Source organism: Anaerovibrio lipolyticus DSM 3074 (assembly GCF_900141865.1).
GTDB classification, from domain to species: Bacteria; Bacillota; Negativicutes; order Selenomonadales; family Selenomonadaceae; genus Anaerovibrio; species Anaerovibrio lipolyticus.
Genome location: NZ_FQYW01000013.1, coordinates 50,478 through 73,702 on the forward strand (window position 1 = coordinate 50,478; position 23,225 = coordinate 73,702).

19 protein-coding genes and 1 pseudogene are annotated in these 23,225 nt (G+C 45.2%); 19 read left to right on the forward strand and 1 reads right to left on the reverse strand.

Features of this window, described 5'->3' with window-relative positions; translation table 11 throughout:
- Nucleotides 1-4: 4 nt before the first annotated feature.
- From B6K08_RS08325 to B6K08_RS08405, 19 genes and pseudogenes are all read left to right on the forward strand, one after another.
- Nucleotides 5-637 carry a hypothetical protein gene (locus B6K08_RS08325; RefSeq protein WP_039209724.1) on the forward strand — a complete coding sequence of 211 codons (633 nt, stop codon included), beginning with the start codon at nt 5-7 and terminating at the stop codon, nt 635-637.
- Entirely contained in the window at nt 631-3,198 is a 2,568-nt protein-coding gene (locus B6K08_RS14335; protein ID WP_080325896.1) for a transglycosylase SLT domain-containing protein, read from the forward strand. The genes B6K08_RS08325 and B6K08_RS14335 overlap by 7 nt, the downstream gene beginning before the upstream one ends.
- Before the next feature lie 15 nt (nt 3,199-3,213).
- Nucleotides 3,214-10,053 carry a hypothetical protein gene (locus tag B6K08_RS08335; RefSeq protein ID WP_080325897.1) on the forward strand — a complete coding sequence of 2,280 codons (6,840 nt, stop codon included), beginning with the start codon at nt 3,214-3,216 and terminating at the stop codon, nt 10,051-10,053.
- 95 nt (nt 10,054-10,148) lie between these two features.
- Entirely contained in the window at nt 10,149-10,907 is a 759-nt protein-coding gene (locus tag B6K08_RS08340; RefSeq protein WP_159446740.1) for a hypothetical protein, read from the forward strand.
- 9 nt (nt 10,908-10,916) lie between these two features.
- Nucleotides 10,917-12,053 (forward strand): phage major tropism determinant, encoded by a 1,137-nt coding sequence (locus B6K08_RS08345; RefSeq protein WP_159446741.1) that lies wholly within the window; start codon nt 10,917-10,919, stop codon nt 12,051-12,053.
- Nucleotides 12,016-12,375: a hypothetical protein gene (locus B6K08_RS08350; protein ID WP_143254879.1), complete on the forward strand. Its 360-nt coding sequence runs from the start codon at nt 12,016-12,018 to the stop codon at nt 12,373-12,375. The genes B6K08_RS08345 and B6K08_RS08350 overlap by 38 nt, the downstream gene beginning before the upstream one ends.
- Before the next feature lie 332 nt (nt 12,376-12,707).
- Nucleotides 12,708-13,760 (forward strand): RNA-directed DNA polymerase, encoded by a 1,053-nt coding sequence (locus B6K08_RS08355; RefSeq protein WP_080325900.1) that lies wholly within the window; start codon nt 12,708-12,710, stop codon nt 13,758-13,760.
- Nucleotides 13,744-14,040, forward strand: a complete 297-nt coding sequence (locus B6K08_RS08360; RefSeq protein WP_080325901.1) for a hypothetical protein — start codon at nt 13,744-13,746, stop codon at nt 14,038-14,040. The genes B6K08_RS08355 and B6K08_RS08360 overlap by 17 nt, the downstream gene beginning before the upstream one ends.
- A gap of 14 nt (nt 14,041-14,054) precedes the next feature.
- Entirely contained in the window at nt 14,055-14,390 is a 336-nt protein-coding gene (locus B6K08_RS08365) for a hypothetical protein (RefSeq protein WP_080325902.1), read from the forward strand.
- Entirely contained in the window at nt 14,374-14,661 is a 288-nt protein-coding gene (locus B6K08_RS08370) for a hypothetical protein (protein ID WP_143254880.1), read from the forward strand. Before B6K08_RS08365 ends, B6K08_RS08370 begins: the two co-directional genes overlap by 17 nt.
- A 6-nt stretch (nt 14,662-14,667) precedes the next feature.
- Nucleotides 14,668-14,844, forward strand: a complete 177-nt coding sequence (locus B6K08_RS13780) for a hypothetical protein (protein WP_159446742.1) — start codon at nt 14,668-14,670, stop codon at nt 14,842-14,844.
- Nucleotides 14,845-14,905: 61 nt separating this feature from the next.
- Nucleotides 14,906-15,442 (forward strand): annotated as a pseudogene (locus B6K08_RS14080) (N-acetylmuramoyl-L-alanine amidase family protein); the annotation flags it as partial.
- Complete coding sequence (locus B6K08_RS14085; RefSeq protein WP_407639838.1) at nt 15,416-15,859, forward strand: YcbK family protein; 444 nt, start codon at nt 15,416-15,418, stop codon at nt 15,857-15,859. The pseudogene B6K08_RS14080 and the gene B6K08_RS14085, both read left to right, overlap by 27 nt.
- Before the next feature lie 13 nt (nt 15,860-15,872).
- Nucleotides 15,873-16,154, forward strand: a complete 282-nt coding sequence (locus tag B6K08_RS08380; protein ID WP_039205899.1) for a hypothetical protein — start codon at nt 15,873-15,875, stop codon at nt 16,152-16,154.
- Nucleotides 16,155-16,176: 22 nt separating this feature from the next.
- Nucleotides 16,177-16,425, forward strand: a complete 249-nt coding sequence (locus B6K08_RS08385; RefSeq protein ID WP_039205900.1) for a hypothetical protein — start codon at nt 16,177-16,179, stop codon at nt 16,423-16,425.
- 305 nt (nt 16,426-16,730) lie between these two features.
- A complete protein-coding gene (locus tag B6K08_RS08390; RefSeq protein WP_159446744.1) occupies nt 16,731-18,101 on the forward strand; it encodes a YjiH family protein in 1,371 nt (456 codons plus the stop codon).
- A gap of 189 nt (nt 18,102-18,290) precedes the next feature.
- The gene (locus tag B6K08_RS08395; RefSeq protein WP_080325904.1) at nt 18,291-19,472 is read left to right on the forward strand and encodes a type III PLP-dependent enzyme; all 1,182 of its coding nucleotides are present in this window, start codon (nt 18,291-18,293) and stop codon (nt 19,470-19,472) included.
- Nucleotides 19,473-19,550: 78 nt separating this feature from the next.
- Nucleotides 19,551-20,390, forward strand: coding sequence for a deoxyribonuclease IV (locus B6K08_RS08400; RefSeq protein ID WP_327078473.1), 840 nt, complete (start codon nt 19,551-19,553; stop codon nt 20,388-20,390).
- A 128-nt stretch (nt 20,391-20,518) separates the two neighbouring features.
- A complete protein-coding gene (locus B6K08_RS08405; RefSeq protein ID WP_080325905.1) occupies nt 20,519-21,784 on the forward strand; it encodes an NAD(P)/FAD-dependent oxidoreductase in 1,266 nt (421 codons plus the stop codon).
- A gap of 58 nt (nt 21,785-21,842) precedes the next feature.
- Here B6K08_RS08405 and B6K08_RS08410 read toward each other — a convergent pair whose 3' ends face one another.
- Entirely contained in the window at nt 21,843-23,069 is a 1,227-nt protein-coding gene (locus B6K08_RS08410) for a tRNA(Met) cytidine acetate ligase (RefSeq protein WP_080325906.1), read from the reverse strand.
- Nucleotides 23,070-23,225: the final 156 nt, after the last annotated feature.

Consider the following 23,225-nt stretch of genomic DNA (forward strand, 5'->3'; position numbering starts at 1 on the left):
AGATATGTGTACTACAGCGGCAGCTTCTATCGCTGGTATGGGTATGCAGCTGTTCGGTGGAATCGGTGCTGCAAAGGCCCAGCGGGATTATCATAATGCCAATGCTGAATATCTGGAGACAATGGACCAGGTAAACAGGCAAATGAACGAGAATGCCGTTGACAGTGTACAGAGGACGGCTGGTATGCAGGCCTCCGAGGTACGCATAAAGGGACAGTCCATGACCAAGAGCCAGAAGGCGGCTATGGCTTCCCGTGGCTTATCTAACGGCTATACTTATCAGAATATTCTTGATGATAGTATTGCCAGATCTGAAATGGATGCTATGGCTATCCAGTATAACGCTGATGTTCAGTCCCAGAATATCAGGACAAGTGGTAAGATACAGTCTGCACAGTATAGGGCGCAGGCGGCAGGGGAAAGAGCAGCGGGGAAGATTGCATATTCTTCTGGCTTGCTTTCCGCCGGTTCTCAGTTTGCCAATAACTTTCTGAGCTTCGGTCAGACATCTATGGGAATGAGCGGTGGTAATAAAACACCTGCCAATACTACAGCCGGCAATACTAAATTCAGCTTCCAGATGCCTACTTACACGGAGTGGTATAACAATAGAAACAGAGGTGGCTTCACATGGTAAATAACGGCAATATTCCTACATATCAGCAACAGGCGGGATATACAGCTACTATTAACCCTACTGTTCCACAAGGATCCCCTGCTGCGTTTGGAACCACAGTAGCCAAAGAGCAGGCTGGATTCAATGAGAACCTTGCCAAACTGGGTGATACTATCGCCCAGCACGCCATCAAGATGCAACAGCAGGAAGATGATAACGCAGTAGTAAGGCAGGAGAATCTTCTTCGTTCATACATGAATGAAGTTTTGTATGATCCTAATAATGGGCTGGCTGTTCAAAAGGGGCACAAGGCTAATGGGGCCACCGTTAAATTTGATGAAGTTGTTGATAAGACCATGCAAGACGCAATGTCTAACATGGGTAGCGACATTATGAGAACAAAATTAGCTGAGAGAACTTCTTCTTGGCTTGGACAGTACCGAAATATCATATCCCGTAATGAGGGTGAAGAAGTCCGCACAGCTTATATTCAGGATATAAAAACAAATTATACCAATGCTGCAGAAGTCGCTATGAAAAATCCCGGGGCAAATTCTTTTTTGACCTTGGTTATGCAGGCGCAGACCAATAAAGCTGATTATATGCATTGGGAGGGTTGGTCATCGGAAACAACAGACCAGGTAATTCAGGAGATGCTTTCCAAATCGTATGAGGAAATGGCAGAGATACTTTATAGCAGTGGTGATACTCAAGGTCTGTTTGACTTGTTTGAGGCGGGCCACGGAAAGGTTACCACGGATGCTGAAGTTAAGGTATCCAAAATGAGCAATGAGATTAAAACCAAGCAGGTTGGTTTTCAGATAGCTTCTAAATATGCTAATGATCCGGAATGCAGGAACGCTGACGGAACATTTAACGCGGTCAAGGCCCGCGAAAAATTAGAAGCTGAAAAGGGGCCTAATGCAAAGAAAACTGTAAGAAAGTTTGTAGGTGGCGGTAGCGGAGGCTATTCCGGAGACTCCTCTACGGATAGCATGATTAACAGCGCGGCTGCGGCAAATAGTGTAGACCCTTTATTAGTGGCTGCGATAGCTTCTGTTGAAACCGGTTATAACCAGAATATAAAACCAAGTTCTGCCGGAGCAATTGGAATGATGCAGCTTATGCCGGATACAGCTGCAGGCTTGGGTGTAGATCCGAATGATAAAGCCGGAAATATTAACGGCGGTGCCAAGTACATTAAAGAATTGCTGGACACTTTTGGCGGAGATACTACCAAAGCTATTGCCGCTTATAATGCTGGTCCGCAAGCTGTTAAGGATTATGGTGGGACACCTCCGTATCCGGAAACGCAGGCTTATGTGCAGAAAGTTCAGGCTGCATATAATGAACTGAAAGCGAAGGGCGGAACTTCCCAGCCAGTAGACTTGTCTGATATTCCTATGCAGAATTTTGAAGACAAGGGACTTGCCAAAACAAACAACACTCTTAAAGCGCAGTTTAGGGGCCTCTATGACTGGGCTGTGCAGGAGTTTGGTAAGAAAGTTGAGATTAGTGGTGGCTGGCGAAGTGAGGAGAATAACCGGGCCAACAATGGCGCACCAAATTCTCACCATTTATACGGCAGCGCTATTGATGTCAATGTTTCAATGCTGACCGATGCCGAACGCGAGGCCTTTATAAATAAGGCCCGTGAGATGGGCTTTAATAAAGGTGGCGATGATTTTTACCATGATAAGGGGACCGGCTATCATGCTCATCTGGTATATGAAGATACTGGAAGCGGAGAGCAGGGGCACTGGGAAGAAGTGGAAGTTTCTGCATATAATGCTAAAGAATACGAAGCCACATTGGCCGAGATTCTTCGTCTGGAAAGGGAATCCAGGACTTCCCATGATGAAAGTATTAAGAACGCAATAAACGCAGTCATTCCGAATGTTAAAGGAATGGGCTCTATGGAAGAGGTAAAGTCTTTCGTTCAGAGTCAGTATCCTAATATGACTCAAATGGATATAGATACTATAGCCAAGAGCGTATTTAGTGCGACAGTTGCAGAGGATAGGCAGGATGCGTCTTATGCAAGACAGCAGAAGTATTGGGCAAGACAGGATGCCGAAGATGCTTTCTATTCTTGGAAGGTTGATAATCCAGGTGCTACTGATGCAGAGGTACTGGCGCAAGCACAGAAATTTGGGTTGGATCCTAAGACTCAGGCCAGTATCCAGGCTTCAATGGGAATTGGCGGTAACCTGGAGAAAGCCTATGCATGGGGTAAGGATGGTGACCTCGAAAAAACATTTAATGATGTATGTTCTGAGTTAAAGATTACCGGAATTGCAAAATCAAATGTACGCGAGAAATTAAACGAGGAAGCCAGACGAAGAATGACAGCTAACCCACCGGAACCACCTATGGCTATTGCTGATATTCGTTCATTTGTTCAGGATGAGGGCGCGGCAAAAAATGTTAATGACAGTTGGCTCCCATTTAGTGGAACCTCTATAAGACCAGCGGATCTTCCTTCAGGATTCAGAATAGAGGGAAATAAAATATTGGATTCCAATAATTTTGAATATGAATACGATGAATCAACTAAAGATTTGGTGGTAAAAGATAGTTAAAAGGAGAAATGCTTTATGCCGATTATAGCTAGACAAACAGGGCAAGGAACAATCTATATAGATAAAGATACTGGTGCCCAGGTATCAGCTGATGAGGTAAAGAGCCGTGTAGAAGCTAATAAAAGCGGTGGAATCTTTGATACCATAAGCAATTTATTTACCCAAAATTCTTATTCTCCTGAGCTCGCTGATGCATACAGAAATAACAAGGCCACCAAAGACAGGGTTTCTGCTTTATATGCAAGCAATATCATTCAGAATACAGATACGGAGAAGGCGGCAAGGCTGGAAGAGGCCACCAACATTCTTGGTATTAAAGATGATTATGCCAAGCGCAATGTTATCCAGAGCGGTATGGCCAATAAACAGATTATGGATGCAGCTTTCCAAGCTGCAAAGTCCAAGGCTAACAGCCCAGAGGACTGGGATGCATTTGTTGAGGATAACCCTGCAACAGCTAAATATCTTACAGATCAGAAAAATATGGCGGTATCACTGGATGATATTAACCCGTTGGCTGGGCTGGAGAATACCATTACCAGTATCAAGGATCATCTGGAACTGTCAGACTTGGAACTGAGAAGTTCTGAGATAGGTCGAGATATGATGCACAATGGGCTGGATATGACCACCATAAGCGCGGATCAGCGGGTGGAGTTGGAGAATATCAACAAACGTAAGGAAGAACTGTCCAAGAAATATTACAATCCTGAAAGCAAATGGTATAATCCGTTTACTTGGGATATGGCTTCTATTGTTGGCGGTATTGCCGGCATGAAAAATGATTTTATTATGGGCCTTGAAGGCGGCGCGGCTGGTGCTGCCATTGGTGGAGGTGTTGGTTTAGCTGCAGCTGGTGTGGGAGCTATCCCCGGTGCTATTGGTGGATTTGGTAAAGGCTTCACCGCTGGTATGGCGTACAGCATGGGTACTCGCGCTATGGGTAACCAGTACCTGGAGAGTATCAGTCAAAAATCTGTAGATGGTAAGTACATGACCGCTGATGATGCGTATTATGGCGCATTAGGTAGCGGTATTTTTAATGCCGCCTTGGGCGCAGGTGGTGTGAGTCGCCTCCTGTCCCGCTCTCCTGTATCCGGTGCGGTTATTGCGGATGCATTTAAGGGCGCGGTACCAGATGCAGTGCTTAATAATCCTGAAACCAAGCAGGCGGCATGGCAGGTATTTATAAAGAACTTGGCGGCATCCACAGTGGAACAGTCTGCCATTTTCGGTGGTGGTACCAAGGCCATTGAACTTGCAGCGCGTAAAACCTCTGAGGAATTGAGCGGGTTGGAGTTTGACCATAGCAACGAACCAGGAGCATTTGAGCAGATCTATTCTGCTACTACTGAGTTTGTGCCTACTGCTGTCACCTTATCTGGCGTTACTATTGGTGGCGGTCATGTTGTAGGTTCTGCTCTGCCTAAGCCTGCTGAGAGTGCAAGACCAAGGACTACTACAGCTGAGGCGTTGGCTGCTATTGACAAGGCTGTGCAGGACACCAAGACAGCCAAGCGCAGTAAGGACTCCATTGGCGCATTAATTGATGGTGTGGTCGAGGGTTCCAAACTGGAAACGGTTGGCATTCCTGCCAAGGAATTTGTGGCCTACTTCCAGCAGATAGATCCGGAGAACACAAGCCGTGCTGTAGAGGAAGCAAAGAAGCTGGGTGTGTCTGAGGAAGAATTACAGACAGCCCTGCAGCAGGGACAGGATATCAATATAAAGACCTCTGACTTTGTGAAAGAGTATTCCGGTACTGAGCATATCAATGGCCTTGCCAAGGATGTTCGTTTGGGCGAGTATACTGACCGTGAGATCGAGGATACTACAGCCTATTTCCAGGAGCTCCAGAAGCAGGCGGAAGAAATGTCTAGGGGTGAGGGGATTGATAAAGAGTCACCAGTATACCAGAAGGCAGTTGATTTTGTACGCACTGCTTACCCAGAAGCCTCCGAGCGAATTATAGAGAGCCAGGCCAATATGATTCATTCCATGTTCGCCCGTGCTGAGGAAAGAGGAATCCTTAAGATTCTGGGCTATAAGGATGCAGCAGAGGCCATGGACGATATGATTGTGGCCCGTAAGGAAATGTACGATGCGCAGCGCATTACCGAGGAACGCGCTGCCGCCCAGACATTGATGCAATCAGCCTCAATGAGACAAGAAAACCGGCGTTATGTTTTAACCAAAGCTGGATCAATGGATTACGGGCATATAACGAGGGACTTAACTGCAGACGATGGTACCGTAATAAAAAAAGCCCCTATTCGCTTATCTGTTGGTTTCCATATTGGAGACCAAGAAAGCAATCGGGGGTCCGGTCTTGCACATATTCAAAAGCATCGTGATTTTTTAGAGAAGGTCGGTGGATATGATAGTACAGAATCATCTATTCGAGATATTGTTGGTAACTATGATTTCATTTATGTAAATATTTCAAGAGATGGTAGACAAAGAGTCCACTTTGTAAAACGGCTAAACGATAAATGGTCAGCCGATGTTATGATGGATTTAGAAAGAGATGAATCTCTAGGTGAAGATTACTATTCTGTAAATACTATTACTCCTAGAAGCAACAAGCAGTACACTAACTGCATGCAAAAAGCACTTTCCTTTGACGGGCGGCGAACTCCGCCAACCGAATCCAGCTCCGGCGCCACAGGAGCCCCAGTCGAAACAACGGCTGGAATCTCTGGGGTCTTGGTTCCTGGCAAGGAAAGTGCTTTTGGTACTATCAGTATTACAGATGCACAAGATTTTGTCAATAGATTTACTTATGCTGATGAGCAATCTCGGAGGATGGTTGTTGACCATGTTTTTCAGAAAAATGAAAGCAATATTGAAAATCCTGCTGATCTAGAAAAAATACAAGGCGCATATATCCCACCAGAGCAGGGCAAGGCTATCATTGAATTGTATAAGAATGCTGATTACAGCACTCTTTCTCATGAGATGATGCATCACTTTGTGAACCTCTACAAGCAGGCCGTTGAAAGAGGCATGGCTTCTGAGGAAGTTATCAGGGACTTCGGAATTCTCAATAAGTTTGTTGAATCCAAAGAGGGGGAGGTGTGGACAGCCGCTCAGCATGAGAAAATTACTTCCGCTTACGAGACTTATCTTTCCGAAGGTAAGGCCCCTTCACTGGAGCTTGTGGGTGTTTTTGAGAAGTTCACTAACTGGATGAAGAACATCTACAAGAAGATGACCAGACAGGCTATCCCGATAAATGACGATGTACGTGGAGTCTTTGACCGTATGCTTGCCAGTGAGGAACAGATTAATGCTGCCGAACTTTTCTATAACTCAGAGAGGTTGTTTGGTGGCAAGGAACTGGGGCTTAAGGAACTGCATGAATACACTAAGCTGCTGGAGGATGCTCACAAGGAAGCACAGGCCAAAATGCGGGCAAGAGTTCTGAAAGAAATCAGTCCGGAGTTCAAAAAGCTGGAAAAGGAAGCTGCCCAAAAGGCTTCTGCTCTCATAGAGGAAGCAATGCATCAGGAACCACTTTATGCTGCAAGGCTTCTCATGGAAGCCAAGAAAAAAGGCGGTACTGTGCCAGATGATGTGTTGGGGGCGGATTTTGTTAAAGAAAACGGGGGCGGCTTAAAGCTTGATAGAGCAAAAGCCGTAGAACAGTACGGTGAAAAGGCTGTATCTGAAATGCCTCAAAGCTGGTTCGCCAAAGACGGTCAATGGACCCTTGATGACATTGCGGATATTGTAGGATTCAAATCCGGGGACGAACTTCGGCAGGCTGTGCTTAATAGTAAAAGTTATACTGCAGAATTCAATAAACGCCTTAATGAACGCATGGCTAAGTGGAAGGACCAAGAGCTGGGTAATATTCAGGATATGGCCATACAGATGGTAACGTCGGCTAAATCCCTCGAGGCTATTGGTATTGAGGCCGAGGTTCTTAAGAATGCTGCAGCTGAACTTAAGGCCAAGAATGAAAGGGAAACTGCTGAGGCTATGGCTGAAGGCAGGGAAAAAGCCGAGACTCAGCGCAAGGCACAGGAGCATGAGGACAAGGCTGTCGAAAAGGCCAAGGAGAAACAGGCAAGGGATACCCGCAGGCAGGATGCCGAGGTTATGCAGGGTAAGCTGAAGGCTAGAGCCGCCCGTGAGGTGGCCAAGAATACCATCGGTAACCAGCGCATATCTGAGGCTGGTCAGTGGCGTAAGATGTTGGCTGCTGCAACCAAGGCTGGCAGACAAGCAACCCGTGCTATGGCCAAGGGCGATTATGACCAGGCTGTTATCTTCAAGGACGAGGAACTTTTACAGCGTGCCATGGCCATGGAAGCTATGCGTGCTGAAAAGGAAATCCAAGTTGGTATGCGCTTCTTTGGTCGTATCAACAAGCGCGGACTCGATGAGAAGAATATTGACCACAGATTCAATGTTCAGATAGATAACCTTATGGCCAAGTATGGCCTGCTTAAACGGGAACCACTACAGCCATTGGATGGCGGTAAGCCGGTTCCGTTAGAAGAGTTTATTGAATCCTGCAGGGAAAACTACTTCGTGCCTATGGTTCCGGAAACTATTGTAAAGGGTGAGCCTAAGCACTACAGCCGCTTATCCCTTAATGAGTTCCGTGATCTTAAGGACGGTACCAAGAGTCTGCAGCATGTAGGAAAAACCATGGACAGGGCACTCGCTGATCAGGATAAGGCAACTATGCTGGAGCGTACCTCCTCAATTATCGAGAAGGTAATGGGGCTTAAGAAACGGTACAATAAGCAGTCCGAAGCGGGGCAGGAATCTCTTACTATCGGGGAAAGATTGAACCGCCTTATTGATATTCCTATTGCTTCCATGGTAAAGACGGAAACCTTGCTCCGGATCATCGATAAAGGAGAGGAACAAGGCCCGGCTGTGCGGTACATTTTCAACCCTATCAAGAATGGTCTTGATGAGGTTCAAAGAAGGAATGCCAAGTCTATTGAGGATGTTACTAAGGTTATTAAAGATGCTGGCTGGGACAGAAAATCCATTGAGGCTATGAAGGACCAGAAGCATCATTTTGATTTCCTGCCTAATGATCTGACCATGGAAGAAATTGTGCTGATGGCCATGAACTGGGGCAACGAAGGAAACCGGGACAGACTCCGGTATTATTTCAAGTCTCCTTCTCAGCGCCGCATGAAGATGTCCGATATGGATAACATGGTGATAGACCGTCTGGCCATGCAGGTATTCTCCGTAATGGAGGAAAAGCACTGGAAACTGGTGCAGGGTGTGTGGGATTACCTTAACACCTATGCTCCTGAAATCCGCCAGCATGAAATTGACTGTGCAGGTCTTGATGTGAAAATGGTAGAGCCTACACCATTTAAGGTTATGACCAAGGATGGCGTGCCTATGGACATGACAGGCGGGTATTACCCTATTGCGTATGATCCTGGCAAATCCATTGTTACCATGAACCAGCAGGAAGCCAATGCGCTTTTCAAGGCAAACCCTACAGCTTCCGCTATGACCAGTCACGGCCATACTTCAAGCCGTGTGGCAAGGGTAAGCAGACCTCTTCTTTTGAACTGGTCAGCATTTACCAACCATATCCAGAATGTTAATTATGACTTGGCAATGAGAAAGCCGGTCATTGATGTAAACAAGATTATTAAGAATCCTGATTTTATCAGCGCAATAGACAGCCGGTTCGGCGTAAAGACTACTAAGGCTTTACAGGACTGGCTCATTAATATTGCTGCGGATCAGCGGGAAAGTCTTACCGCTGTTGACAGAGGTGTAAGGGAACTGCGTACCAGAATGTCAGTGGCAATGCTGGGATTCAGGGCAAAGGCTCTGGTAATAGACCTTCCTCAGAATGTTATTACTGCGGTATGGCAGATGGGCGCGGGCAATGTTATCAAAGGCATGACAGAGTTTTACCTTGGTAATCCCCTGGAGAAGATGGATTTTGTTAATGCCCGTTCTACCATGATGAGGGAGAAAACTTCATTCATGGATCAGAATATGTCCGACTTCCGCAATAACATGTTTGAGCATAATACGGTGCTGGGTATAGACAAGACCAAGCTGGCCAAGGCCGCATTCTGCTGTGATATGCTGGCGGATATGGCGGTCAACTATCCTACCTGGATTCACATGTATACCAAGGCGATAGCTGAGGGTAAGAGTGATGCAGAGGCTTCTACTATTGCTGACAGCTGGGTAAGACGGTCAAGTGTTGATACCAGCAAGGCGGGTTTATCCGGTATCCAGCGTGGAGGTGAAGGTACGAAACTGCTGTTGCCGTTCTATTCATTCTTCAATGCTATGTTTAACAGAGTGTGGTTTGACGCCAAACTTTCACAGATAAAGATGGAAGACGGAAGGCCGATGGATGCGGCAAGACTCTTTACCCGTATGGTATTTCTTGGGCTCATTGCTCCAATGACTGTAGAGGGTATTATGAATTACACACTTTCCAATGACCGGAGCAATGATAAGAAAAAGCGCGAGGAGAAAGCAATAAAACAGGGTGTTGTTTCTGCCCTGTCCTTCCCATTCATGATGTTCCCTATTATCGGTGGGGGCATGACATACGGTCTTAACAAGATGGCTGGGACCTATGGTTCTTATGAACTTTCACCTATTGAAAGCACTATAGAGAAAACCTTCGGTACTCCTGCTGCCTGGTACAAGTTCCTGGTTGAAAAGGGAGGAGATCCGGAAGCAGGCAGGAAGGCATTAACCCAGACAGCCGATACAGCTTCCCTGCTCATGGGCTATCCTATGAAGATTAATACACTGGCTATTAATATCTGGGATGCCATAACCAAGGGAGATATTACCATGGCTGATTTCATTTCAAGGAGGAGTGGTAACAAATGATCAGTAACAAAATCGTAAAGGCTTCGTATTTAGGCAACGGAGTCACGCGCCAATGGGGTATCCCTTTTTCTTATACGGATACCTCGCAAATTTGTGTGGCACTCTTGGAGAATGATGTACAGACTATTCTTGATAGCAATGATTTTACTGTCAACACTGGCTCAGGTGTAGTTGTTTATCCTAAGACCAATGATGACCCACCTATTGCTGCAGGTGTGGTTCTGGTAGTTTTCCGTGATACGGACATAACCCAGCTGAGTGACCTCACCAACCAGGGCGGCGCATGGCCGGAGACTATTGAGACTTCTCTTGACAAGCTGACTCAGATAGCCCAGGAACAGGGCGAGGCTCTTGAGCGCAGTGTCAAAGTATCCATTTCCTCTGATGAAAACCCTGAGGAACTGATGACCAACTTATATAAAAAAGCGGCAGAGGCTACGACCTCTGCTTCAGCTGCTGCTATTAGTGAAACCAACGCCGGCAATTCTGCCACAGCCGCATCCGTCAGTGCTGGCGCGGCTGCAAACAGCAAGACCAGAGCAGAGGAGATTTTGGCCGATATCGAAGCCGCCGCTGAAACAGTGGGCGGTGCTGCTACTGTTTACGATCCTAACAAGCAGTATGAGAAGGCCAACCAGGTAATGGTTGAAAACGGTGATACATATCGTTGTATTGAGCCTTCTTTGGGTGAGTATCCACCGCTTAGCAGTAATTGGGTTTTAACTGCCACCGGCAAAAAAGATACATTTGAGAGAGATGAGAATGGGGATCTTGTCCCTGTCAAATATGCACAGGCATCTGATTTCTGGGGCATTGATGAAAATGGCGATATTTATCCTCGCCATACAATTTAAAAAGAAAGGATGAAAAAAATGAGTATTAAAGAATACCCTGATATGAACCCTTATGCTGATGGAACAAATTCCATTGGTAGTCTAGAGAAAGCATGGGCTGAAATTCATGGTAAAAAGATTTATGGTGATGAGTTTTGTGGCACCCTTAAAATTATCATTGATGCACTTGCCACCAAGGCAGAGCTGGCAACTGTAGAGGGCGAAGTGGCCTATGCCAACAGCCCGAACTACTACAGTGAGGATGTTCCTTGGTCAGCTGATACCGATGAGGTGCGCACTAAATTGGCCAGTCCGGAAATTTTATGGTTGAATATTAACGGAAAAGGTCATAAACTTGAAGAGCAGGTCTTTTTCGATATCACTGATCCTCAGGTTTGGGATACCAAGGCCACATTATGTGAGCGTGATACCGCGTATGCTCTTGACGATTATGTGTATGCCACTGCAGGTACTGACACATACATCTATAAGTGCATGACCGCAGGTACCACTTCTACTCTTACTCCTACATGGCCAACCACCATTGATGCTACATACAATGACGGTTCTGTTGTTTGGAAGTGTGTGGCCAATTATGCTGCGGCTTCTAACCGTGCAGGGAAGGATCTGTACATTTACGCGCTTTATAACGCAGAAGGTTTGGAGCCTTCCTTCGTTATTTCTGCCAACAGCATTGCACCGGAGAAAATCGGGGACACTCCTTTCAGAAAGGTCGGGGGCTTCCACTGTCTCTGTGTTGATGTTGGCGAAGATGCTCCGGGCGGCAGTGACCATGCCCTGTATGGATATGAGGCTGGCGACATTCTGCCAATGAGTGTTTGGGACTGCTGGCACCGCCCAGTAGGTGCGCCGGAAGGTTATGTATATGAGCCTGGTAACAATGTATGGATTTCCATTTATGGCTTATCCTGGACTGGTTCCTACAGCAACACTCCAGAGGATCTGCAGCTGGTATCCGTTTATGGTGGTGAGTGGGCAGACGGAACTTCCACAGAAAAGGTCCACTGTCTGAAGTTTGACCAGGTTCTTAGCAGACAGCACCAGAGACTTATTCGGCGCAGGGAGTTTGTTAATGCTTCCATTGGAAGTAATCAGGGCACTAACATATATGGCAGTGCGGACCCTGGGACAACAGGGGGGCCATAAGGATACTGCTGGTAAGCGTATGATATCCAATATCGGTTGTGAGGATATGTGCGGTGACCATTGGCAGTGGGGCGATGATTATGGCAGTGCTTCCACATCTGGCTCTTATGGTGCTGGTTATGATGCTAATGATCGTTATGTTGGTGGCCAGATTTATGGCGCTGAGTACCGTGTGCTGCTTGTTGGTAGTTGGGCTCTTGCTGCGGTTTGCGGGTCGCGTTCTGCGGTTTGGATTTACGGGTCGCTGGCGCTGAATGCGGATTGCGGCGGGCGGGGCGCGTCGGAGCCGTTGCATGCAGAATCCGGCGCCTTCTATGCGTAAAGCGTGGGCCGAAAACCGGCGCGACGGCCCGAAGGGCCCTTGTCTGGCAAAGCCAGACCGTAAAACAAGTTAATAACTGGCTGGTATGTTGTACCGTGTGCTGCTTGGTGGTAATTGGAATAATGCTGCGGTTTGCGGGTCGCGTTCTGCGAAATGGAATAACAGGTCGCTGGCACTGAATGCGAATTACGGCGGGCGGGGCGCGTCGGATACGTCGGGGCTGAAACCCTTACGGCTGAATATACCGGCCGTGCCAGTATGGCAAAACACACAACGGGGGAGAGCTCTGAACTAGTAATGTTAAATGAAAGTTCGGGGGCTATATTGTTATTATGAAAAGACATGGGAATTTGTGGGATCAGATAACCACTATTGAGAATATTGAGCTGGCCTATAAAAAGGCCAAGAAAAGGAAGGTGTGGCGGCGAACAATAAAAGAATTTGAAAAAGAAAAGGATATCAAATTTCTGGAACTTCAGGAGATGCTTGTCAACCATACTTACAAGACATCACCATATAGAGAGAAGATAATATACGAGCCAAAGAAACGTAAGATTTATATTTTGCCGTTTTATCCTGATCGGATTGCACAGCATGCCGTTATGAATATAGTGGCACCAATATGGAATGGTATGTTTATTGAGGATAGTTATTCCTGCAGGGAAGATAAAGGTCCGCATGCTGGAAGCACAAAAGCTATGCAGTTTGTAAGACGCAACCGGTTCTGTTTGCAGTGTGATGTCTCCAAATTCTATCCTTCCATACATCATGCGACTTTGCTTAAAATTATCGAACGAAAGATAAAGGATAAGGATGTCCTGAACTTTTTTGAAGAATTGATACGCAGTATGCCAGGTGAGACCAATGTTCCAATTGGCAATTATACAAGCCAGTGGCTGGGTAATCTGTATATGAACGAACTGGATCAGTATTTAAAGCATGAACATCATGTTCGTGACTATATAAGGTACTGTGATGATTTTCTGCTTTTTTCAAATAACAAGGCACAACTTCGGGAGTGGGGTGATGCTGCTGAAGATTTTGTGAATAATACACTTCACATGAAGTTATCCAAGAAATCTTTGTTTCACACCAGTCAGGGTGTTGATTTTCTGGGATACCGGCATTTTCCGTCAGGAAAAATCCTTGTGCGCAAAAGCACAGCGAAACGCCAAAAACAAAATGCAAAAGAAATACCTTATAAGTTAGCCCATGAAATAATAACAAAAGAAAAAGCACTGTCCAAAATTGGTGGTATTACTGGGTGGCTGAAATGGGCCAATAGTTACAACCTATCCAACGCATTGGAACTGGTCAGGCTGAAAGAATGGGTAACAAAATATGATGGTAAAGAGAGGTTTGATGACAATGAAACGCTGGTCTGATTTACCAGTTGAGAAGAGAGATGTGTGGGTTGAGAAAGTAAAGATCGGGGACATACTTGGCAAGGAGATCTGTATTACGGGTTACGAGATACGCAGCACCAGGTATGGGGGAGGTGACGAACCAGCAGAGTATGTTCAGATTAATTTCGAGCTTTCCGGAGAACGCCACTTCACCAACACTTCATCCATGTTGCTCCGCAAACAGCTGGAGTCAATAAAGGATAACCTGCCTATTCTTGCAACTATCGTACAGAAAGACCGGTGGTTTAGTTTATCATAAGAAGGAGTGATTATATGGCAAAGAAACTTCATTTGGCCACGAAGTCGGACTATTATTCTATCAAGAGAATTCACAAGCCAAAAGTATGGCTTCCATACTGGAAGGCCCTGAACGTGGGCCGTCAGATGTGGTATGATATTGGACTTGTGGAAACAGGTATCAAAGACGAAACCCATTACTGGGTTGAGGAGGAGCAGAAGGATCAGCAGACTGGCGAAGTGACCACCGTTATTCGCCAGTATGAGTACCGGGACAACCCGCTGCATCCTTTCTTCAACCTTCACTTCACTCAGGAGGAAATTGATGCAAGTATCGAGGAAGGCGAGAACCTGCTTGCAAAGATTGCATAAACGGAGGTCGAGAATGGATATTCAGACAGCGGCAGCATGGGCTGCGGTACTTGGTGGCGCCGGCACATTCTGTTCTTTTTTAATGTACCTGATTCTGAGGCCCGTCAACATTTCTGTCCAGGGAATCGAAAAAGCTATGATAGGACTGGCCCAGGACCTAAAAGAGGCTGGTGAACGGCAGCACTCCATGGAAGTACGTCTGGCCGAGGTTGATTCCTCGGTCAGGTCTGCTCATCACCGGCTTGATGATCATCTTAACAAGGAGGGATGATAATACATGGAAAAACTTATCACAATCGACATAGTGTGTGCGGTGTTTCTTGGTATTGCTCTCGTGATAGCAATCGTTACTGGATATAATGAAAACCTTGCCTGCACCATTGCTGGTGCGCTAGGTGGGGCCATCACGGGGTATAAATACAAGGAATACCTGCAGCAAAAAGAAAACAAATAATTTGAAGGGCGACTCAGAAAAGGGTCGCCTTTTCAATTGCCAAAAAGGAGGTAAGTATTGTATGAAAGTATTCATTAATCCGGGCCACGCACCTGATGGTCGTCCGGATCCGGGAGCAGTTAACCAGTATACCGGACTTCGTGAGTGCGATGTGACCAAAAAGGTAGCTGACCTTCTGGCCGGGTATCTTACAGCTGCAGGAGTGGAAGTAGTTGGAAATCTTCAGGACGACAGCCTGCCTTATATCTGCAGTCAGGCAAATAGTTCTGGAGCCGATATCTTTATCAGCATACATTGCAATGCTGCGGGTAATGTCAATGCCGAAGGCACAGAAACCTGGTACCACTCCCACAGCATAAACGGGCGTGTGCTGGCGGAATGCATCCAGAACCAGATTGTTATTTCCTTGGAAACTACGGACCGGGGCACAAAGGCGGCAACGCCTGGCAAGAATGGGCTCTATGTTCTTAATCAGACTAATGCTGTTGCGGTTCTTGTTGAGCTCGCATTTATAAGCAATAGCGATGACGCTATTTTACTGGCTGAGAGCACGGATGACTTTGCGCGTGCCTTGGCCCGTGGTGTTACTGACTATGAGGCTTGCCAGAGTGGATATTCCCAGGAGAGCTCCGGTGCTTATCAGAGCAAGTATTTCAGTAAGGCTGAAACTGAATGCCACTGCGGGTGTGGCGGCAACGTGATTAATCCATTATTGCTGCAGACGCTCGACCAGCTGCGTGATATGATAGGTGGCCCATTGGAGTTGTCCTGCGCTTACAGATGTCCTGCCCATAATAGGGAAGTAGGCGGCGTGGATAATTCGCAGCACGTTTTAGGTAATGCCGCAGACGTGCTTGTGCCGGATTACGGTCACTGCAATACGGCGGAACAGCTAGCCTGGTATGCCACAGAAATAGGATTTGATGGTATTGGTATTTACCCGGAATCCGGCTTCGTACATGTTGATGTTAGAGATGGCGGAAAGAGTCCGGGCGTGTATAGGTGGACTGAGTAAAGGAGGTAATGAAATGAGTAAGTGGACTGAAGTAAGGGATGATATCGTTAAGACCCTTAAGGTTGACGAAGTAACCGAAGAGCTCAAGCAGAAGGTAACCAAGGCCATCGTGGATGAGGCCTTCCCGGTTATCGAAGAAGCAGTAAACAAGTTCTCCGGAAAGATCCGTGAGCAGGCTCCAACCGAAACTGGCTGGTGCCGCATCCGTGACGGAATTGTTTTGCCTCTGGTAATTGAGGGACTGCTTTTCCTGGCCAAAACTGCGTTGACCAAGTCCTTAACGGAGAAGGTATAGTGTCACTATAAAGGAGAAGTTTATGGATAACGGTATCGTTCTGTTTGCTTTCCGGCATGCCATAAGCAGGAAGGGAATGGTGCTTGCATCCGTGACCAATTACATCTGTGACCATATAGAGGAACTCCCCAATGACCTGCTGGAGGAAATTGCGTGTGAGGTCAATATGGCCTATGATGATATGAAGGCCACGAATATCCCAGGTTACTTGGCAGCCAAAAGATTAGTGACAGCCATTAAACGTGAGCTGTATAATGAGGAAGAAGAATAAAAACCTTCTATATAATATATCCCTCTGTTGTTCCAGTACGTGGCAGGACAGGAAAATAATTTGCTAACAGAATAAGAAAAGCTGTAGATACCGTCAGGGGAATGTCTTCCTCTGGCGGATTTTTTTGCTAATTATCCATTGCATAAAATTCCATCATAATGTATTATATTATACGTTGATGTTTTGAATGAAAATTCACCATTACCACATATTTATTGGATAAAAAATTAATTTTGCGTGAATTTCATGAATATAGAAATATTACAACAATTTATTTATACATGAAAGGGATATTTATACAGAATATGGTTGAAAAACTGGAAGTTGAAGGACAGGAAAAATCAAAGACTGGCTATAAAATTTCGGATATTTTTAAATTTTTAGGGTGTTCATTATTTGGCTGCTTTATGTTTTTATATCCTTGGGATACCACAGGAGGGACATATAATACAGCTCTCAGCGTGCTGACAGAAGCATTGGATGCACTTATTAGGCAAAATATTCCATGGCTCCTTACAGTAGTGGTGATATTTTCTGCTGTAAGCGCTTTGGTGGGCTGCTTCTGGAAGATTCAGAAATCTGGCAGATTCAGCTGGATATTTCCGCTGATGTTTGTGTCTAAGCCCTATGCGCTGACCCGCCTTATTGCCTTGGCAGTAACTATATGCGTTGTGTTTGAGGTTGGCCCTGAGGCAGTTCGCAGTGAGGACGTGGGGGGCAGTATGGTTTCATTGGCACAGACCTTGATTGCTATTGCTGTTACCCTAAGCTTTGTACTTCCCTTCCTTACGGATTGTGGTATTATGGAGTTCATGGGCATATTGCTGCGACCACTGATTCGTCCACTATTTAAGGTTCCGGGTCGTGCTTCGGTGGATCTTATTGCATCCTGGCTGGCTTCATCGAATACGGCTGTATTGATTACTGGCAATCAGCACCAGAATGGTTATTACAGCAAGCGTGAGGCTGCTTCAATAATGACAAATTTCTCGTTGGTATCAATTCCTTTCTGCATGGTAATTGCCGAGACGTTGAATGTAACTAATCATTTCTTGTTGCTTTATGGCTCTGTTACTGCTATTGGCCTGCTCTTGGCCATGATAGGAGTCCGTATTCCTCCATTGGCCAATATTCCAGATGAATATTGCGGCGAGAAAAATATCAATGAGGAAGTGCCTGAGGCTTCATCTTTGCTTGGCTGGGCCTGGTTGGCTGCCATGAAGCGGGCCCAAAAGTTTGGTTTTATGAATGCGCTGGATGCGGCAGGCAAAATGACTATTGGTATTATTATGGATCTTATTCCAATTGTTATTGCCTGGGGTACCTTGGGTTCTCTGCTTGTTAATGAGACCTCTATTATGCAGTGGATTTCCTATCCTATGGGAGCGTATATGAGCTTTCTTGGTATCGAGGGGGCCTTTGATATAGCACCAGCTACACTGGTGGGTTTCATTGATATGTTTATTCCGGCCCTTATTACCAGTCCGGACCTGCCTGTACAGACCCGCTTTTTGGTAGCAGGCTTGTCTTTAGTGCAGATTATATATCTCACCGAGGTTGGAAGTATTATTGTAAAATCCAATGTGGGCCTCGATATTAAACGATTATTTGTCATTTTCCTTGAGCGAACAATAATCGCTTTGCCTTTGTTGGCTTTTATATCCAAATCTTTGTAAATTAATACATTATTTTAATGGGGATCGGGTAACGGTCCCCTTTTAATTTGTCAATGTATGCAAAAAAATACAATAATATGAATTTTTTTATTGTAGAATGGTGTTGAATGTAATAAAATACACTCTGAAAGTATATTTCATTATATTAGGTATACTTAATATTTATAGAAAAGGTCGTGTTAATGTGATATGAAAAGTTTCAGACTTACCGAAAAGGAAATGAACGCAATGGCAGAACGGATTCAGACCCCGTTTCTGGTAACATCACTGGATAAGGTGGCAGAGAACTACCGCTTCCTGCGGACCCACTTGCCTCGGGCTGGTGTGTATTATGCTATTAAGGCAAATCCTACACCAGAGGTTTTGCAGATGCTGGCAGAAATGGGCTCCCATTTTGATGTGGCCTCCGCTGGTGAAATTGAAGCACTGGCAGAGCTGGGAGTTGATGGTTCCCGAATGATTTACGCCAATCCTGTTAAGGATGCTAAGGGCTTGCAGGCATCTGTGGATAATGGGGTAAATCTCTTTACCTTCGATGATGAATCCGAGATTTCAAAGATAGCTGAAGCTGTTCCAGGTGCTGATGTACTGGTTCGTATACAGGTTCGCAACAACAAAGCATTGGTGGATTTAAATACCAAGTTTGGAGCACCAATGGATGAGGCGTTGGATCTTTTGGAACAGGCAGAAAAGGCTGGCCTTAATGCCAGAGGGATATGCTTTCATGTAGGCAGCCAGTCCCTTTCAACAGCGGCTTATGAAGAGGCTCTGCTCTTGGTTCGTAATCTTTTCGATGAGGCTGAGGCCCGTGGTATGCATTTAACCGATTTGGATATCGGCGGAGGGTTCCCAATCCCTGATGCTGGTGGACTGGCTGTGGACCTGGCAGCAATGATGGAGTCTATTAACCATCAGCTTGATCGTCTTTTTCCAGATACAAAGGTATGGATGGAGCCAGGAAGATTTATGTGTGGTACAGCAGTAAATCTGGTAACTTCTGTAATTGGTACAAAGAATAGAGGGGGCAATCCTTGGTATATTCTTGATGAGGGGATTTATGGATGCTTCTCAGGAATAATGTTTGACCACTGGACATATCCTTTGCATTGCTTTGGCAAGGGCCCTCTTAAGGCATCTACCTTTGGCGGACCAAGCTGTGATGGTATAGACGTGCTTTATCGTGACTTTATGGCACCAAAGCTGTCTATAGGGGACAGGGTACTGGTAACTGAAATGGGTTCCTATACCAGCGTCAGCGCTTCCCGTTTTAATGGCTTTGAGTTGGCTCCAAACTTTATTTTTGAGGAGCAGCCTGAGTATGCAGCCAGATTGTCTGATGAGGTGGAAGAAACAGACGATGTGGCTATTTAAAGTGTTAAATATATGATTACCTACCGCTAATTTGCTTATTTGGTCAGATTAGCGGTAAATTTTTTAAGGAAAAGGTATATGGAAATGCTAAATATTGGAAATCATGTGTCGTCATCAAAGGGCTATCTTGCCATGGGCAAGGAAATTACCAGCATAAATGGCAATGTATTTGCTTTTTTCACCCGAAATCCCCGGGGAGGTAAAGCTAAAGAAATTAATGATTCTGACGTAAAACAGTTTTTGGAATACAAAAAGGAACATAATATTGGTACGCTGGTAGCCCACGCACCATATACATTGAATCCTTGTGCCGCAAAGCCAGAGCTTCGTGAATTTGCCCACAATGTTATGGCTGATGATCTGGTGCGCATGGAATATACCCCGGGGAATCTCTATAATTTCCACCCAGGAAGCCATGTGCAGCAGGGGGTTGAAGTGGCTATTGGACTTATTAGTGAACTGCTCAATAATGTTCTTAAAAAGGAACAGAGCACAACGGTGTTGCTGGAAACTATGTCAGGCAAAGGAACGGAGGTTGGACGCAGCTTTCAGGAGCTTAAGGCTATTATTGACAGAGTTGATTTAAAGGAACAGCTTGGAGTATGCCTAGATACCTGCCATGTTTACAGTGCAGGCTATGATATCGTAAATGACCTTGATGGGGTACTGAAGGAATTTGACAGGGTAATTGGCATAGATCGTCTGCGTGCAATTCATCTTAATGACAGTATGACTCCATTTGGATCCAACAAGGACCGTCACGAAAAGATAGGTGATGGTACCATTGGCCTGGAGGCTTTTGTAAGGATTATTAATCACCCTCAACTGAAAAATCTGCCATTTATTTTGGAAACTCCAAACGATAATGTAGGCTATGCCCATGAAATTGCAATACTTCGCAAGGCATATAAGGGATAAGATAAATATCCCTACAGGCTTTTTTCGGAAAGTCTTGTAGGGATGATTTATATATGTATATTATTTATTGCAAAGATGTGGTATAATAACTTGTCTTAATAGTAATAGCAAAAAAGGAGCGATATGTATTGACTGAGAAAATACCTCATGTTGTTATAGTTGGTGCAGGCTTTGGTGGCGTTGCAGCCATGAAGGCCCTTAAAAATGAAAATGTTAAGATTACATGGGTGGACAGGACAAATTATCATTTGTTTCAGCCATTGTTGTACCAGTTATCCACGGCGGTGCTTTCCACAGATGATATTTCCTTCCCTGTAAGAGCCATGTTCCGTAAGCGGAAAAATATGGATCTGTTTATGGCCAAGGCCACTGGCATTGATGGTAAAAATAAAATTCTCCATACAAACCACGGAGATATTTCCTATGATTATCTTATTGTGGCGGCTGGTGCCACAAATAACTTTTTCGGCATGGAAAATGTGGAGAAATATTCCTATGGTATGAAGACTATTCAAGAGGCCCTTCATATCAGAAATCATGCCCTTCACATGTTTGAACGTGCCAATAAGCAGGAAGACAGCGAAGAAGAGCGCCGCAAAATGCTTACCTTTGTATGTGTAGGTGGTGGTCCTACAGGTGTGGAGGAAGCTGGTGCATTGGCAGAGCTGGTGGCTGTTCAGAAGCTGGATTATCCGAATCTGAACTTTGATGAAGTTAGTATAAAGCTCATAGAGGCCACTGACAGAGTCTTGCCTATGATGCCTGAAAAACTTCAAAAATATACTTTGGAGGTTTTGAAGAAGAAGGGGGTTGAGGTAATGCTGAATACCCAGGTGGCAGATTGCAGCGAGGATGGACTTACCTTGAAGGATGGTACTTTTATTCCGAGCAGGACTGTAATCTGGGCAGCCGGTGTCCGGGCACATGATTTGGCGTCTACCATTGGCGCTGAGTGTGACAGGGCTGGTCGTGTAATAGTGGAAAAGACATTGCAGGTTCCAGGTTATCCAGAGATTTTTGCCATCGGTGATAATGCTCACTTCGTACAGGATGGCAGGCCTTTGCCAACGGTTGCTCCAGTGGCTAATCAGGAGGCCAGGGCTGCAGCTGATAACATTGTTCGCATGATTAAGGGCGAAAAGCTGCGGGAATTTGTCTACAAGGATTATGGCAGTATGGCTACTATTGGCCGTTGTGAAGCTGTAGTTTCCTGGGGCTTCCTCAAAATTGGTGGCTTCTGGGCCTGGATGATTTGGATGTTCCTGCATTTGTTACGACTGGAGGGCGCCCATGAGGACATTACTGTAGGTATAAAATGGTTCTGGAACTTTATTTCTGGTACCCGCCTTGGTCGTATAATTACAAATATTAGATTCGAAGAGCTGGAAAAGTAAATAATAGCCTGAAATAAAAATGTCGCCGAACTGTTTTGAAACAATCTGGCGACATTTTTTAATCACGGTCAATATAAATCGGTGACATGGTGAAGTCCTTATTTAGCTCTGGTACGTTTTGACAGAGCTGATATAGATTATTGTACTGTATATCATAACATAGTTGCCTGTGGAGAGGTGTTGGCAGATTTTTGCCGATAAAATCACGACGGTTGATGTACTGGGTTATTTTGGTAATAACAGGTATGGAAGCCGTCTTTTTTATTTTCTTTATCATGTTTCGGCCACGATTATCAAAAGCCAGAACTCTTATGTAAGCTACTCCCGTACTATCTGCCTCATCCATCAGCTCTTTCTTTATGTCCAAAAGAATGGTGTGAATAAGGCGGTTGATTCTTGACCTTTGATAGCGTTTGCCAATTAGCTGATTGATAAATTCTGTCAGAGTTGGCGCAAAGGCGGCGTCTGTTAGCTTGTATTCAAGCCCCTCGTTGACGGAATAAATTTCCCTGAGTTTTTCAGGAGGGGTGTGTAAAATTTTTAATTGGAGGGCAGGATAGAGCTTTTCTAAAGATCCCACATCATTGGTGGTTAGCTGAGACAGAAGCCTGAGGGTGGTTTCGGGTACAACCTTTGATAATTTATCATTATTTGCCTGACTTACCATTTGTCGTATGGCAGTGCCGCTGGCGTATCCTCCCACAGCTTCCGTGTCATTGTGGGCAGTGCCAATACGCTTGAGTGGCATAGCCTCTATACTGGAACCTAACGCCTTAAGTGCCTTTAAATATTCAATGGCCAAAATAGTATTGGGTTCTTTCAAAACATTAGCATCTGTGTCAGTTAGTTCAGCTATAATCTGTGCTGTGGCTACTGCATAGGAAGCGCCTTGCTTTAATAGAGCCTGGAGCTTGTCCTTATGGGCTGAAATATCTATGGAGGCGGCCTTACACAGCATATTAATATCAGGATATTCTGTGCTGAAAGCAAGCTTGTCTACTACGCCCAACTGATGTAAAAGAGAAACACCTCCAAAGGCAAAATGCTGGGCACTGCGGCAGGAAAAAACAGCGGGGATTTCCAACACCAGATTGGCACCATTTTCCACGGCCAGAAAAGCCCGTTGCCACTTGTCCAATATTGGCAATTCCCCCCGTTGACTGATGCCACCGCTGGTACAGGCAATGATATTGGTATCGTCTCCCAATTTTTCCCGAATTTTATTTATTTGATAAAGATGTCCATTGTGAAATGGATTGTATTCTGCGATTATACCCGTAATCATATTTATCTCCAATATAGATAACAGTTCTTAGGTTATTTTAGCAGAGTTAAAAAGAATCATAAATGGTGTGGGGGATATTTTTTCATAAAATGGAAAAATCTAAGCAATAGGCGTATAATAAAATAGGTATATAAGGAATGAAAGTTTTCCTGGGAG